The 13620-nt window shown below is 66.2% G+C and carries 15 protein-coding genes and 2 pseudogenes; 10 read left to right on the top strand and 7 right to left on the bottom strand.

The genetic code is table 11. From position 1 onward, the window contains the following. Nucleotides 1-16: 16 nt before the first annotated feature. The 4 genes from QK287_RS10580 to QK287_RS10565 all read right to left on the bottom strand — a co-directional run bounded on the left by QK287_RS10580 (nucleotide 17) and on the right by QK287_RS10565 (nucleotide 3810). Nucleotides 17-2314: a heavy metal translocating P-type ATPase gene (locus QK287_RS10580; protein WP_282360018.1), complete on the bottom strand. Its 2298-nt coding sequence runs from the start codon at nucleotides 2312-2314 to the stop codon at nucleotides 17-19. A gap of 52 nt (nucleotides 2315-2366) precedes the next feature. Next, nucleotides 2367-2597 carry a cation transporter gene (locus QK287_RS10575; RefSeq protein WP_253031707.1) on the bottom strand — a complete coding sequence of 77 codons (231 nt, stop codon included), beginning with the start codon at nucleotides 2595-2597 and terminating at the stop codon, nucleotides 2367-2369. 63 nt (nucleotides 2598-2660) lie between these two features. Further along, nucleotides 2661-3008 carry a metal-sensitive transcriptional regulator gene (locus QK287_RS10570; RefSeq protein WP_226775621.1) on the bottom strand — a complete coding sequence of 116 codons (348 nt, stop codon included), beginning with the start codon at nucleotides 3006-3008 and terminating at the stop codon, nucleotides 2661-2663. Nucleotides 3009-3297: 289 nt separating this feature from the next. Continuing rightward, nucleotides 3298-3810 carry a universal stress protein gene (locus QK287_RS10565; RefSeq protein WP_226775622.1) on the bottom strand — a complete coding sequence of 171 codons (513 nt, stop codon included), beginning with the start codon at nucleotides 3808-3810 and terminating at the stop codon, nucleotides 3298-3300. A 109-nt stretch (nucleotides 3811-3919) separates the two neighbouring features. Here QK287_RS10565 and QK287_RS10560 point away from each other — a divergent pair, with 109 nt between their 5' ends. The 4 genes from QK287_RS10560 to QK287_RS10545 all read left to right on the top strand — a co-directional run bounded on the left by QK287_RS10560 (nucleotide 3920) and on the right by QK287_RS10545 (nucleotide 6049). Beyond that, a complete protein-coding gene (locus QK287_RS10560; protein WP_226775623.1) occupies nucleotides 3920-4270 on the top strand; it encodes a metalloregulator ArsR/SmtB family transcription factor in 351 nt (116 codons plus the stop codon). 76 nt (nucleotides 4271-4346) lie between these two features. Further along, nucleotides 4347-4547, top strand: coding sequence for a hypothetical protein (locus tag QK287_RS10555; protein WP_226775674.1), 201 nt, complete (start codon nucleotides 4347-4349; stop codon nucleotides 4545-4547). Nucleotides 4548-4615: 68 nt separating this feature from the next. Then, nucleotides 4616-5755 (top strand): exo-alpha-sialidase, encoded by a 1140-nt coding sequence (locus tag QK287_RS10550; RefSeq protein WP_282360017.1) that lies wholly within the window; start codon nucleotides 4616-4618, stop codon nucleotides 5753-5755. 6 nt (nucleotides 5756-5761) lie between these two features. Further along, on the top strand, nucleotides 5762-6049 hold the full coding sequence (locus QK287_RS10545; RefSeq protein ID WP_226775625.1) for a MoaD/ThiS family protein: 288 nt from the start codon (nucleotides 5762-5764) through the stop codon (nucleotides 6047-6049). On the opposite strand, the gene QK287_RS10540 is transcribed toward QK287_RS10545, so the two are convergent. After that, nucleotides 6046-6291 carry a hypothetical protein gene (locus QK287_RS10540; RefSeq protein ID WP_226775626.1) on the bottom strand — a complete coding sequence of 82 codons (246 nt, stop codon included), beginning with the start codon at nucleotides 6289-6291 and terminating at the stop codon, nucleotides 6046-6048. The two genes, QK287_RS10545 and QK287_RS10540, sit on opposite strands and share 4 nt — an antisense overlap. Nucleotides 6292-6463: 172 nt before the next feature. Between QK287_RS10540 and QK287_RS10535 the strand changes: the two genes are divergently transcribed. Then, nucleotides 6464-7546 (top strand): ATP-dependent DNA ligase, encoded by a 1083-nt coding sequence (locus QK287_RS10535; protein WP_282360016.1) that lies wholly within the window; start codon nucleotides 6464-6466, stop codon nucleotides 7544-7546. 92 nt (nucleotides 7547-7638) lie between these two features. Here QK287_RS10535 and QK287_RS10530 read toward each other — a convergent pair. Then, nucleotides 7639-7911, bottom strand: a pseudogene (locus QK287_RS10530) (MFS transporter); the annotation flags it as partial. Here QK287_RS10530 and QK287_RS10525 point away from each other — a divergent pair. Beyond that, nucleotides 7906-8070, top strand: a pseudogene (locus QK287_RS10525) (IclR family transcriptional regulator); the annotation flags it as partial. The pseudogenes QK287_RS10530 and QK287_RS10525 sit on opposite strands and share 6 nt — an antisense overlap. Before the next feature lie 12 nt (nucleotides 8071-8082). On the opposite strand, the gene QK287_RS10520 reads toward QK287_RS10525, so the two are convergent. Beyond that, complete coding sequence (locus QK287_RS10520; protein WP_226775628.1) at nucleotides 8083-8322, bottom strand: hypothetical protein; 240 nt, start codon at nucleotides 8320-8322, stop codon at nucleotides 8083-8085. Between the two features lie 229 nt (nucleotides 8323-8551). On the opposite strand from QK287_RS10520, the gene QK287_RS10515 reads away from it, so the two are divergent. The 4 genes from QK287_RS10515 (at nucleotide 8552) to QK287_RS10500 (ending at nucleotide 13584) form a co-directional block, all read left to right on the top strand. Continuing rightward, nucleotides 8552-9490, top strand: a complete 939-nt coding sequence (locus tag QK287_RS10515) for a diacylglycerol kinase family protein (RefSeq protein WP_226775629.1) — start codon at nucleotides 8552-8554, stop codon at nucleotides 9488-9490. 340 nt (nucleotides 9491-9830) lie between these two features. Next, entirely contained in the window at nucleotides 9831-11462 is a 1632-nt protein-coding gene (locus QK287_RS10510) for a sugar transferase (protein ID WP_282360015.1), read from the top strand. A gap of 17 nt (nucleotides 11463-11479) precedes the next feature. Continuing rightward, a complete protein-coding gene (locus tag QK287_RS10505; protein ID WP_282360014.1) occupies nucleotides 11480-12592 on the top strand; it encodes a Gfo/Idh/MocA family oxidoreductase in 1113 nt (370 codons plus the stop codon). Then, a complete protein-coding gene (locus QK287_RS10500) occupies nucleotides 12589-13584 on the top strand; it encodes an NAD-dependent epimerase/dehydratase family protein (protein WP_226775632.1) in 996 nt (331 codons plus the stop codon). Before QK287_RS10505 ends, QK287_RS10500 begins: the two co-directional genes overlap by 4 nt. The last annotated feature ends 36 nt before the right edge of the window (nucleotides 13585-13620 follow it).

Below are 13620 nucleotides of genomic sequence, written 5' to 3'. Positions count from 1 at the left end.
GCGGGCGGACGGCGGCTTACTTGCCGAAGCCGCGGAGCCGCAAAGAGTTGGCCACAACCAGGACGGAACTGGCCGCCATGGCAGCGCCGGCAATCATCGGGTTAAGCAGGCCCAGGGCTGCTACCGGGATCCCGATGGCATTGTAGAAGAACGCCCAGAAGAGGTTTGTCTTGATCGTCGCGAGGGTCCGGCGGGACAATTCGATGGCCTGGGCCACCTGCCCCAGGTCGTTGCCCATGACCGTCAGGTCTGCAGCCTCGATCGCGACGTCAGTGCCTGAACCCATAGCGATGCCGAGGTCTGCCTGGGCCAGTGCCGCGGCGTCGTTCACGCCGTCGCCAGCCATGGCGACAATGGCGCCGGCGTCCTGCAGCTTCCTGACGGCCTGGACCTTGCCCGCCGGCAGCACCCCGGCGAAAACGTCTTCGGGAGCGATGCCGACGTCGGCGGCCACCTGGGCGGCGACGGCCGCATTGTCCCCGGTCAGGAGGATCGGCCGGAGGCCGAGCTCACGGAGCCGGCGGATTGCGGGGGCTGAGCCCGGCTTGAGCGTGTCCCGCAGGCTGATGATGCCTGCCGGCTGCCCATCCACGGCGAGCCAGATGGCTGTGGCCCCGGAATGTTCGGCGGCGCTGAATGCCTGAAGCTGTGAGGCGGTCGGGGAGATGCGGTTTTCGGCAAGCCAGCCCGTCCGGCCAGCCGTTACGACCTTTCCTGCAACCTTTCCCTCGACCCCGCCGCCCGGGGCCGACCGGAACCCGGTGACGGCAGGAAGGGTCCCGGCGTCGTTGGTGCGGCGTTCGGCGGAGAGCGCGGCCGCAGCGATGGCACGCGCGATCGGGTGCTCAGATGCGGCTTCGACCGAACCGGCCAGGCGCAGGACCTCGTTTGTGCTGAAGGCTCCGAAGGCCTCGCTGCCGTCGACAGCCAGGTGGCCGCTGGTCACGGTACCGGTTTTATCCAGCAGGATGGTGTCAACGGTCCGGGTGTCCTCAAGGACTTGTGGTCCCTTGATCAGGATCCCCAGCTGCGCGCCGCGGCCGGTTCCGGTGAGCAGACCTACGGGGGTGGCGAGGCCAAGGGCGCAGGGGCAGGCGATGACAAGTACAGCGACGGCGGCCGTGAAAGCCGCGCGCAGTTCGGCGTCGCTGATGGCCGGGCCGGCCGCGAGCAGCCAGGCGCCGAAAGTGAGGGCAGCGATGAGGAGGACCACCGGCACGAACACCGCGCTGATCCGGTCGGCAAGGCGGGCGATCGGCGCCTTGCCGGTCTGCGCCTGGGCGACCAGACGGCCCATCTGGGCCAAAGTCGTTTCGGCTCCGACGCGGGTGGTGCGGACCAGCAGCCGGCCGGAGGTGTTGATGGTGGCGCCCGTGACCGGAGTGCCAGGGCCGACTTCCACCGGTACCGATTCGCCGGTTACCAGCGAGGCGTCCACCGCGGAGTTCCCTTCGACGACGACGCCGTCGCTCGCGATTTTCTCGCCGGGGCGGACAACAATGAGATCCCCTACCCCAAGCTGATCGGCCGGGATCTGCTGTTCCCGGCCGTCCCGGAAGACTGTGGCATCCTTGGCTCCCAGATTCAGCAGGGCCTTGAGCGCGTCGCCGGCCTTTTCCTTGGCGTTGGCCTCCAGGTAGCGGCCCAACAGCAGGAATGTGGTGACCACCGAGGCAACCTCGAAGTAGAGTCCGCCCGAACCCATCGCCATGCTTTCCCCGCCCGCGTGCCCGGTCATCTGCGGGTCTGCGAATAGCTGCCAGGCCGAGAAGACGTAAGCGGCCGTCACCCCGATGGAGACAAGAGTGTCCATCGTGGAGGCCAGGTGCCGGGCATTAATGGCAGCGGCGCGGTGGAACGGCCAGGCGGCCCAGGTAACCACCGGCAGGGCCAGGGCCCCTGCTGCCCAGCCCCAGTTGGCGAACTGGAAAACGGGGAACATCGAAATCAGGAAGACCGGGATGGTGAGGACGGCAGCGGTCACCAGGCGCGGGCGGAGCTTGGCTGCCGGGTGGGCCGGTAGGTGGTCGCCGCGGGTGGCGCCACCAGCCGGCGTTTCGACGGTGAACCGGGGAGGCCGGACTGTCGCCTTGTACCCTGCTGCCGCTACGGTGGCGGTGATTTGGGCGTCCGTGATGGCCGCCGGCACTGTGACCTGTGCCGACTCCAACGGCAGGTTGACGCTGGCTGTCACGCCGTCAAGTTTGCCGAGCTTGCGTTCAACACGGCCGACACAGGAGGCACAGGTCATGCCCTCGATGTCGAGCTCGATCACCCGGTTTCCGGGCTGGCCGAATAACTGCTCTGTACTCACTGTGGTCCTGTCCAGATGGTGTGCGCGGCGTGGAATGACGGGCGGGTGGCGCTCAGGTCTCGTTGGCCACCACCAGGTAGCCCGATTCCGCAACGGCCTCGCTGATCTCGGCGGAGGACAAGGCCCCGCCGGAAGTGATGGTGACCGTGGAGACGCCCCCGGCGTTGAGGTCGACGTCGACCTTCTCGACACCCGCCAGGGACTCCAGTTCCTCGCTGACGGATGACACGCAGTGCGCGCACGTCATCCCGGACACGTTGACGATGGTGGATACGGTGCTCATGGCTCTCTCCTCTGGGGACGGGCTGTTGTGGTCCACGGCCCGGTGTTGTTGTCGATGGTGCCGCTACCGCAACAGGCGGCCGATAGCGTCAGTGGCTTCTTTGACCTTAAAATCAATCGCTGCGGCCCGCAGCGAGGGGTCCGGTTCTGCGGCGGCGCCGACGACGCAGTGCCCGATATGTTCCTCCACCAGCCCCAGGCTGACGGCGTGCAGGGCCTTGGTGGCGGCGGCGACCTGGGTGAGGATGTCGATGCAGTACTTGTCTTCCTCGACCATCCTCGCGATGCCACGAACCTGGCCTTCAATCCGCTTCAGCCGCCGCAGGTAAGCGTCTTTGTTCGCGGAATAGCCGTGCTGTTGGGGAGGTTCGGTGTCCGCGCCTGATGCGACAGCGATTTCGTGCTCGTCCATAACCCAAACATATACCCCCCAGGGGTATGGTGCAAGCGCGGTGCGGGCGCACGGTGCAAGCGCGGTGCGGGCGCACGGTCGGGCCCTGCGAAAGCGCCCGGGGACAAAAAAGCTCCGGAGTGCGTTATTGGGGGATACGCACTCCGGAGCAGTCTTTGGGGGCCGTCTCTGGCCCACGGATTCAACCATACTCGGCGGTAAGTGGAGAAAGCCAGCACCCCGAATAACTACTTTCACTTTACTTACGGGAGGTTCGGTTGAACCCTTAGACAACGCGCAAACCATTAGCTCACGAGTCATGTTTTGTCTGGTGATGGACTGCGGGCCGGACCGGAACCACCAGGATCGGATGGTCCTGGTGGTGGCTGAGCCAAGCGGCCACCGAACCGTTGAGGGCCGCGGAGACGCGGTGCCCCAGCCCGGGTTCCGGCGTACCCACGATAATCATGGGGGCGCCGACCTCAGCCGCAAGCCTGCCAAGCGCCCGGGCCGGGTCCCCCGCCAGCGTCCGCAGGGTCCACGGAATGCCCAGCGGGTCGCAGGCGGCGTTGATCATGCTCCGCAGTTCCCGGGCCACTGCCCTGATCTCGGCGTTGTCCGTGTCCGGGTGCAGCGAGAGCCGGTGCGCGGACCGCGTCGGGTCCCACTCCACGAGATAGCTTTCTTCATCCACGTGGGCGCAGATCAGCTCGGTACCGAGGCCAGCCGCCAGTGCGGCTGCGGTCTGGAGCACCCCGGGGCTCTGCCCCGGGAGCACGCCGACAACAAGCGGGGGCTGGGCAATCTGGCGCTCGGCGGACATACTCCATTCTTTCCCCTGCCCCGCGGCGCGAACAGGGGCTTATTCCCCGGTCCGGGTTTCAACCCTGCCCACCATATCGACCACTGTCAATATGGTGCATAATGGAGCGATGACGACGCTGCAGATTGTTAAGCCCGCGGCCGCGGAAATATCCGGCACCTCGTCCGGGATGCCATTTTTGGCTGCGGATCAGGCGCAGGGCAAGGCCCAATTCTTCAAGGCCCTTGCCGACCCGAACCGGCTGCGGCTGTTGTCCATCATCAAGGCGTCCGACGGCGGCGAGGCTTGCGTCTGCGACCTTACTGCACCCCTTGAGCTCGGCCAGCCGACGGTTTCCCATCACCTTAGGATCCTCGTGGACGCAGGCCTGCTGCACCGCGAAAAGCGTGGCACCTGGGCCTACTACTCGATCGTCCCGGGCGCACTCGAACGGCCCGCCGTCGTGCTCGAGGACCTGTAGCCGCCAGGGTCAACCGGCTCTTGAACACCCCGGGGACGCGGCCTAACGTTGAGAAACTGAGGAAAGGGTGACCGCTGTGGAAATCTTTATGTGGTGGCTGGATCTGGATCTGGCGAGCAAGGAGTGGCTGCGGGAAAACCTTCGCGCCGCCGAGTTCCCGCTGCCGGTACTCCAGGGAATTGCCGAGGCCGGCGGCCCCCACCCGGCGGATGTTTCCGGGGTGCTTACCGGCGCCGATTGGGACTTCATCGCCACTCAGTCCGAATACGTGGACTGACAAAGCCGAACAAAAGCGCACGGGAAGACACCATTGCGGCCAGCAGCAGGTGGTGGTTGCATGGGGGCATGGCTACCGAAGAGAGTTATGTCCTGGCGATCGGCACCAAAAAAGGTCTCTGGCTCGCTACCAGCCCCGACCGCAAGGACTGGTCCCTTTCCGGCCCGCATTTCCTGATGAGCGAAGTCCCCAGTATCGGCATCGACAGCAGGGATGGCCGGACCCGGATCCTGGCCGGCGTCCGCTCGGAGCATTGGGGTCCCACGGTCTTCCACTCCGATGACCTGGGCGAGACCTGGAGCGAGCCCGAGCAGGGTGCCATCCGCTTTCCGGCGGGCACGGATGCTGCGCTCGAACGCATCTGGCAGATCTACCCCGATGCCGAGTCCCGCCCCGGCGTCGTCTGGGCCGGCTGTGAGCCGATCTCGGTCTGGAAATCGATCGACGGCGGTGAACACTTCGAACTTAACCGCGGGCTCTGGGACCACCCGCACCGCAGTGAATGGGGTGCCGGTTACGGTGGCGCTGCGGCGCACTCCATCGTTGTGGACCGCACCGGTGAGAAGGTTCACGTCGCGATGAGCACCGGCGGCGTCTACCGCTCGCTCGACGGCGGGAGCTCCTGGGAGCCGCGCAACCAGGGAATTTCGGCCTACTTTATGCCCGATCCCAACCCGGAGTTCGGTCAGTGTGTGCACAAGATTGCCGCCGACGCCTCGGTCGAAGGCCGGCTCTATGCCCAGAACCACCACGGTGTTTACCGCAGCGACGACAATGCCGAGAGCTGGACCTCGATCGCTGACGGTCTGCCCGCGGACTTCGGATTCGTGATGCTCACGCATCCGCGGCGGGCCGGGACCGCCTGGGTCATCCCGCTCAAGGCCGACGGCGAACGAATCCCGCCCGAGGGTAAGTTGGCGGTCCACCGCACAGTCGACGCCGGCGCGAGCTGGGAGCGCCTGGACGACGGGCTCCCAGAGGCTGAGTTCAACGCCGTGCTGCGGGACGCAGCCTTCGTCGACGCTGCGGAACCTGCCGGGGTGTACTTCGGTACGCGAGGCGGCAGCGTTTACGCCAGCGCCGACGAAGGCGCCCACTTCACCGAGCTGGCTTCGCACCTGCCCGACGTGCTGTGCGTGCGGGCCGCAGCTGTAAGCCCGGCGCTGGTGTCCGGCACGGCCACGCCCGGCATCCCGGCGAATGCCTGAGTCGCCGTGGCCGGGATCAGCGTGGTGTTGCCGAGTGTGCTCCATCCCCTTGCCGGCGGGCAGTCCTTCCTGACTGCACCCGTAGCCGCGGAGGTGACGGTGGCGGCTTTGCTTGACCTGGTCGCCGACGAATACCCGGCCCTGGCAAGGCGGCTCCGGGACGAAACCGGGACGGTCCGGCGTCACGTGAATATATACGTCAACGGGAATGAAATCCGGCGGCTGCAAGGCCTGGGCACCAGGGTGTCACCGGGTGAGGAGCTCCTGATCATCCAGTCCGTCGCGGGCGGCTAGCTGCTTGCAGCGACCCGCCAGAGGCTGCACTCGTCGGTGTTAATCGCCTTCCGGCTGCCCGATTGCCGGTCCATAATCCACACGACGCTGATTCCGGGGGCGGTTTCCTGGACGCACCCGCGGCGGATCACCACGTCGTCGTAATTGGGGCCGACCTTCAGCCGCGCCTCGATCTCGTCGCCGCGGTGCAACTGATCCAAGGCGCGGATGCGGGTCACGTGGGCTGTGGCTTCCTTCAACATGGCGGGACCTCCTGGACTGGAGCGTGATGCCTGCTCTTGCCGGCGCTTCCAGTGTGGCGCGCCAATGTTGCCACCTCGTTTCGATCCGGTAAGACATGGGTAAGCGTCCGGCGCCGGGGTTGTTGCCGTGCGGCAGCTGGCGGTCGCCGGGGTCCGGGCGGACAATAGGGCCATGCAACTGCCGCTGATGCCGCCGATCGCGCCGATGCTGGCAAAGGCCGTGCGGGCCCTGCCGGAGGGCCCGGTGATGTTCGAACCGAAGTGGGACGGTTTCAGGTCCCTCATCTTCCGTGACGGGGCCGAGGTGGAGATCGGCAGCCGCAACGCTAAGCCCCTAACGCGTTACTTCCCGGAGCTGGTTGAGGCGCTGAAAATGAATCTTCCGCGGCGCTGTGTGATTGACGGGGAGATCATTATGGTCGGCGCCTCGGGCGACCGGCTCGACTTTGATCTGCTGCAGCAGCGGATCCATCCTGCCGCAAGCAGGGTGCGGCTACTGGCCGAAGCTACACCGGCGAGTTTTGTCGCGTTTGACCTGCTTGCCCTCGACGACGAGGACCTGACCGACCGTCCGTTCGCCGAGCGGCGTGCCGCCTTGGAGCGTGTGCTCGCCGGCAGTGCCCCGCCAATCCACCTCACCGCCGCGACCCGGGACCGGGGAACAGCAAAGGAATGGTTTCACCGGTTCGAGGGAGCCGGTCTCGACGGGATCGTGGCCAAACCCCTCGACGGGAAGTATCTGCCGGACAAACGCTCGATGTTCAAGGTCAAGCACGAACGCACCGCGGACTGCGTTCTCGCCGGGTACCGGGTGCACACTTCCGGGCCGGACCGCGTCGGGTCGCTCCTGCTGGGACTTTATGACGCTGCCGGCAGACTCGCCAACGTCGGAGTTGTGGGGGCTTTCCCGATGCAGCGGCGCAAGGACCTCTACGGTGAACTCCAGCCGCTGGTGGCCGGCGGTGAGGGCCACCCTTGGGCCCGGACCCACCAGGATGAAGGGACCCGGACACCCCGCAACGCCGAGGGCAGCCGGTGGAGCGGTGGCAAGGACCTCTCGTTTACCCCGCTTCGGCCGGACCGGGTGGTGGAGGTGAAATACGACCACATGGAGGGTCAAAGGTTCCGCCACACAACGCAGTTTGTCCGCTGGCGCCCGGACCGGGAGCCGCGCTCCTGCACCTATGACCAGCTCGAGGTGCCGGCGGGCTTCGATCTGGCCGCGGTCCTGGGGAACGGAAAGGCGCCATCCTGACACCCTGACCTGACCTGACCGGACCTGACCGGACCTGACCGGACCGGCCCTGACCGGACCTGACCGGACCGGCCCTGCCCGCAGCGGCCGGGTTACTTGAGGCCGAGCTCCTTGGTGGGAATTTTGAAGGATTCCTTGGCGGTCAGGGCCGAGACGGCCGCGGTGACACAGATGGCGCCGGTGAAGATGCTGATCTGGACCCAGCCGCCGGGCTTGATGCCGCCCATGGCCGCGACGATCGCCGGGGCGAAGCCTGCCATCAGGAAGCCGAGCTGGGTGCCGATGGCCAGGCCGGAGAAGCGGACCCTGGTGCTGAACATCTCGGCGTAAAAGGACGGCCAGACAGCGTTGGAGGCGGCGTAGCCGCGCCGGTCCATGACGGCCTCAAGGTGGTCGCTGCCATTAACGTGTCCCTGCACGCCCAATCGTTTGCCGGCCAGCCCGACCCGGCGGCCTACTTGGGCTCGGTGCGCGAGGCGACGGTTGCTACCGCCGAACTCATCTCCGCCGACCTGTCGTCCTGACGCTCGCTGCACTCAGTTGACGGAGTCCGGCGAAGGGGCGGTCGAGACCGTAATAGTGACCCCCGCGGCGTCGTCACGGATCTTAAGGTGGAGGTTCCTGCCCACCAGCGAGGCATGGATGTCCTCGCTGTCCGTCGGGGCGATCTGTTCTGCCAGCCGCGTGACCGCCAGCGCCATGGCCCGGCCCCAATCATGGGGATCCATGCTGGACGCCTCGGCCTCGGCCGAGAAATTCTCCTGTGCTTCCGACATGTGCTCCCGCTTCCCGCCCCTGGAACGCGTCCCGCCAGGCCGATCCTGGCGGGCGGCCTTCCCGGCAGGATTCCCATCCCGGAAGGCTCCAGTACTTGAGCATGGCCAGTCTAGTGACCGTGACACGCGGACGTCCACGGTTCGCGGCCCAGCCGCCGAAGTTAAGCACGGAATCCCGCTAGGATTTCAATCCGGGACACCCCACGCCCGCTATGTCTTGAAGGACGTTATGCCAGAGAACGATTCCGAGCCTGAACGCACTACACCACCCCGGCGCGCCGCCGTCGTTATCAACCCCGCCAAATCCGGTGGACCGGAGCTCCAGCGCGAGATCTTGCGGCTTTGCGAAACACAAGGCTGGGCTGAACCGCTGTGGCTCGAAACCAGCATCGAGGACCCGGGCACCGGCCAGGCCCGCCAGGCACTGGAGGCCGGGGTCGACGTTGTAATCGCGGCCGGCGGCGACGGGACCGTGCGCTGCGTCGCGGAGGTGCTCGCAGGCACCAAAACGCCCATGGGTCTGGTGCCGCTGGGGACCGGGAACCTCCTGGCCCGCAACCTCGGCGTGGACATCAGCGATCCGGTTGCAGCCTGCCGGGGCGTCCTCACCGGCAGCGAACGGACCATCGATGTCGTCAAGGCAACACTCGACCACTCCGATGAGCAGCAGTTGTTCCTGGTCATGGCCGGTCTCGGCTACGATGCGGCAATTATGGCCGACACCGTGGACGTGCTGAAGGACCGGATGGGCTGGGTGGCCTACGTGGAAGCGGGCATCCGTAAGCTTCCGGGCAAACCGGTTAAGGCGAAGATCAGCGTCGACGGCGGGAAAACCGTCCAACGCAGGATCCGCAGCGTTATGATCGGCAATTGCGGCCGGATCATGGGCGGAGTCGAGATTTTTCCCGATGCCAAGTTCGACGACGGTGTGCTGGACCTGTTGGTCCTGGCGCCCCGCGGCCGGTTTGGCTGGCTGGGCGTTGTCGCCGGGATCTTCGGCCGGAACAAGCGCGAGACCGAGTCAGTCGAGTACTTCCAGGGCAAGGCCGCCGAGATCACCTTGGAGCGCGAGCAGGAGTTCCAGCTGGACGGTGACCATCTCGGTGCCGGAACGCATTTGGCTGTGGCCATCGATCGAGGTGCTTTGACGATCCGGATGGCCGGCTGAAGTATCGGCGGGCGGTCCTCGGCGATACTTGACTTCGCATTTCCGGCACAAGCCGGGGTGGCTGGGCCCCGGCCATGAGTACTACCCGGGTAAGTCTCCGGAGTGTGGTTCGCAAAGGCGAGTACGAATCACTCGTGACTGCCGTATTCCTCCCAACCTAGATTGACTCAGGGATCACCCGATGCAGCCAATGCATTCTGGACGGAGTCACTATGACGCGCTGGTTGGCGTTCACACGGGATGTTTTTTCGACGGAACGATCTTCCCTGCGCCGGGCTCCCTTCCGCTGTGTGGATGAAAGTGTTCCCAAAGCTGCGGGCCACGGGTTTGAGGAACGCCGGTGACAGCGCGTCCGGAGTGGATGGCCCCGGGGCTGACCCCAGCGGCCCCGGGACACGGTGCCAGCCGCGCCGGCGGGACTATGGCCGACCTCGCATACGCCCCGCACCAACGCCACGCCGAACACGACGCACGCATCCCACCGGTAATTTTTCGACCCCAGCCGCTGCCCGCCGCAGTCCCGGCAGTCCGGGCCCCTGCCCGGCTCTCGGGCCGGGAGTGGGCACGGTTCTTGCGGCGGGTACTGCGCAGCACGGACGCCCTGCTGGTCGCCGCCTGTGTCTTTGCCGGATTCCTGGTCCGCTTCGAGGGTGGCCAGCCTCTCACAGGAAGCCTCGCTGATCTTAACGCGGCTGTGATCGGCGCTGTCCTGGGCATCCTGTGGGTCGCCGCACTCGGTCTCTACCGGACCAGGGACACAAAGATCCTCGGTGCCGGGACCAGTGAATATAAGCGCGTGGCCGCGGCAAGTGGCGCGGTCTTCGGATTGCTCGCCGTGGGTCTTGTTGCTTTTCGTGTCCAGCCGGCATCGGCGTTCCATTTGGTCTCGCTCCCGCTGGGACTCGTCCTGTTGCCCGGTGGCCGCTGGACGGCGCGCCGATGGTACAACTCCCGTCAGGCCCTGGGGCAGTTCCTCGTGCGGGCGATTGTGATCGGCGAGCCCGAGGACGTGCGCTACGTGCTCAAGCGGATCTCCAAGAAGTCCGGGGCCGTCTACGAAATCCTCGGTGTGGCGTTGCCGGGCGGGCGGCGGGGGACAACCTTCGACGTCGACGGCCGCCGGGTGCCCGTGCTGTCCTCCACCGATGACGTTGTCCGGACCGTCGGCCGCTGCGGGGCGGAAGCGGTGATCGTGGCCGGACCGGTACCCGGCGGTAACCAATACATCCGTGAGCTGGGCTGGGGGCTGGAGGAGCACAAGGCGGAGCTGGTCCTCGCTTCGTCCCTGACCAATGTTGCCGGGCCGCGGATCCACTGGCGGCCGGTGGAGGGGTTGCCGCTGATGCACGTGGATGTGCCCCGGTACAGCGGCGCCAAACATGCCTTCAAGCGACTGCTGGACATCGTTGTGGCCTCGGCCGCCCTGGCCTTGCTGGCCCCGCTTTTTCTCGTCCTCGCGATCATCGTCAAACACGACAGCCCCGGGCCCGTTCTCTTCCGGCAGGAGCGCGTCGGGAAAGCCGGAAAGCCGTTCCGGATGCTCAAGATCAGATCCATGGTCACCGATGCCGACGCCGCGCTGGCAGTTCTTTCCGGCCAAAACGACGGCGCCGGGGTTCTCTTCAAGATGCACAACGACCCCCGGGTTACCCGCTGCGGGCGGTGGATGCGCCGGTACTCGCTGGACGAGCTGCCGCAGTTCTGGAATGTCCTCTCAGGAGCAATGAGCCTGGTCGGGCCCCGGCCGCCGCTGCAGCGCGAGGTGGTCGGCTACGAGAGGCACACGCACCGACGGCTGCTGATCAAGCCCGGGATTACCGGCCTGTGGCAAGTCAACGGCCGTTCGGATCTGCCGTGGGACGAAGCGGTGCGCCTGGATCTCTACTACGTGGAGAACTGGTCGATCATGGGCGACGTCATCATCATCTGGCGCACCTTCAGGGCAATGTGCGTGCCTGCGGGCGCGTACTAACGGAGCAAGGAAACTCAATGAATGATTCACGTTCAGATTACCTCCGTGGCCGGGATCTGGCGGCCACCGGCGGGCCGTTGAAGGCGGCCGTCATCGGTGCCGGCTACTGGGGACCCAACCTGGCGCGGAACTTCACCGTCAGTCCGGACTGGGAGCTGGCCGGCATCGTGGACCTGGACCAAGACCGTGCCGCCAAGCTCGCCGCTGCCCAGGGCGGGGTTCCGGTCTTTAAGTCCATCGATGAACTGCTGGACCTGGCCGACGTCGACGCCGTAGCGATTGCAACGCCCGCCCACACGCACCACGGCATCGCCCTGACGGCGTTGAAAGCCGGGAAACACGTGCTGGTCGAGAAGCCCCTGGCCGACAGCCGGCTGAGGGGACTGGAGATGGTTGAAGTAGCGGATGAGCGGGGGCTGGTCCTGATGGCCGACCACACCTACTGCTACACCCCGGCAGTGCTGAAGATCCGGGAGCTGATCGCCGACGGGTCGCTCGGGGACATTCTGTTCATCGATTCGGTCCGGATCAACCTGGGCCTGCTGCAACCGGATGTGGATGTGTTCTGGGACCTTGCGCCCCACGACCTGTCCATTCTCGACTTCATTCTCCCGGGTGGGCTGCGGCCGGTCGAGGTTGCTGCGCACGGCGCTGATCCGCTCGGTACCGGTCACGCCTGTGTTGGGCACCTGACGTTCGCGTTGCCCAACGATGCAATGGCCCACGTGCACGTGAACTGGTTGAGTCCGACCAAAATCCGCCAGCTTGTGGTCGGAGGCTCCCGGCGGACCCTGGTGTGGGATGACTTGAACCCCCAGCAGCGGCTCAGTGTCTACGACCGCGGAGTCAGCCTGGACCGCAAGTCACCGTCAGCGGCAGCCAGAACCGCCTCGGCCATCTCGTACCGGCTGGGCGATACCTGGTCACCGGCCCTCCCCGAGTATGAGGCGCTCGGGGAGATGGTGGCGGAATTCGCCAACAGTATCCGGCAGCGGCGCCCTTCCCGAACCAGCGGCGCTTCCGGTCTCCGGGTGCTCTGTGTGCTGGAGGCAGTCAGCGACAGCCTCCGTGCCGACGGGAAGGCCAGCGTTGTGGTCGGCAACGAACCGAAACTTGAGGTCAGCAGATGAGCACACTCCAAGGAGCACACGTCCTGGTCACCGGCGGAGCGGGAACCATCGGGTCCACGGTCGTGGACCAACTGCTGGACGCCGGCGCCGGCAGGATCGATGTGCTGGACAACTTGGTCCGCGGCCGCCGGGCCAACCTCGATCCGGCCCGCTCCAGCGGACGGGTGCACCTGATCGAAGGGGACATCCGCGACCGGGACCTGGTCCATGACTTGTGCCGCGGCAAGGACATTGTCTTCCACCAGGCAGCCATTCGCATCACCCAATGCGCCGAAGAGCCTCGTCTTGCCCTTGAGGTGCTGGTGGACGGGACGTTTAATGTGCTCGAAGCAGTGTCCGCCCAGCGGGTCGGCAAGCTCGTGGCGGCGTCCAGCGCCTCTGTCTACGGCCTGGCGGAGACCTTTCCGACCGCCGAACGCCATCACCACCACAACAACGACACATTTTACGGCGCAGCCAAGTCCTTCAACGAGGCCATGGCCCGTAGTTTCCGCGCGATGCACGGCCTGGACTACGTGCTGTTGCGCTACTTCAACGTGTACGGTCCGCGGATGGACGTCCACGGCCTCTACACCGAGGTGCTGGTTCGCTGGATGGAACGAATCGACGACGGGCTGCCGCCCCTGATCTTCGGCGACGGACAGCAGACCATGGATTTTGTGCACACGAGGGATGTGGCACGGGCCAATATCCTGGCCGCTGGCAGCCCGGTGGACGCGGGCGTCTACAACGTCGCCAGCGGGGTCGAAACCAGCCTGCTGGAACTGGCTGAAGCACTATTGCGGGCCATGGGTTCGGAACTGGCCGTAGAGCACGGCCCCGACCGTGCTGTGAACGGGGTCGTCCGACGCCAGGCGGACACGGGCGCGGCCACACGCGAGCTTGGTTTCAGTGCCGAAACCGGGCTAGCGGACGGGCTGCGCGAATTGGTGGACTGGTGGCGGCCGCTGCGCGCCGAGATTGCGGACGCCAGGGTCGGGGGCGCGCGGTGACGGCCGGCAAGAACCCGGTCCTGAGCCGGATCAACG

Source organism: Arthrobacter sp. AL05 (assembly GCF_029960715.1).
Lineage (GTDB): Bacteria > Actinomycetota > Actinomycetes > Actinomycetales > Micrococcaceae > Arthrobacter.
This window is presented reverse-complemented; position numbering and strand designations above follow the sequence as displayed.

Coding starts and splice junctions, on each gene's coding strand:
- QK287_RS10575 (WP_253031707.1), bottom strand. CDS start 2,597: ATGAGCACCGTATCCACCATCGTCAACGTGTCCGGGATGACGTGCGCG.
- QK287_RS10570 (WP_226775621.1), bottom strand. CDS start 3,008: ATGGACGAGCACGAAATCGCTGTCGCATCAGGCGCGGACACCGAACCT.
- QK287_RS10565 (WP_226775622.1), bottom strand. CDS start 3,810: ATGTCCGCCGAGCGCCAGATTGCCCAGCCCCCGCTTGTTGTCGGCGTG.
- QK287_RS10560 (WP_226775623.1), top strand. CDS start 3,920: ATGACGACGCTGCAGATTGTTAAGCCCGCGGCCGCGGAAATATCCGGC.
- QK287_RS10550 (WP_282360017.1), top strand. CDS start 4,616: ATGGCTACCGAAGAGAGTTATGTCCTGGCGATCGGCACCAAAAAAGGT.
- QK287_RS10540 (WP_226775626.1), bottom strand. CDS start 6,291: ATGTTGAAGGAAGCCACAGCCCACGTGACCCGCATCCGCGCCTTGGAT.
- QK287_RS10535 (WP_282360016.1), top strand. CDS start 6,464: ATGCAACTGCCGCTGATGCCGCCGATCGCGCCGATGCTGGCAAAGGCC.
- QK287_RS10520 (WP_226775628.1), bottom strand. CDS start 8,322: ATGTCGGAAGCACAGGAGAATTTCTCGGCCGAGGCCGAGGCGTCCAGC.
- QK287_RS10515 (WP_226775629.1), top strand. CDS start 8,552: ATGCCAGAGAACGATTCCGAGCCTGAACGCACTACACCACCCCGGCGC.
- QK287_RS10505 (WP_282360014.1), top strand. CDS start 11,480: ATGAATGATTCACGTTCAGATTACCTCCGTGGCCGGGATCTGGCGGCC.
- QK287_RS10500 (WP_226775632.1), top strand. CDS start 12,589: ATGAGCACACTCCAAGGAGCACACGTCCTGGTCACCGGCGGAGCGGGA.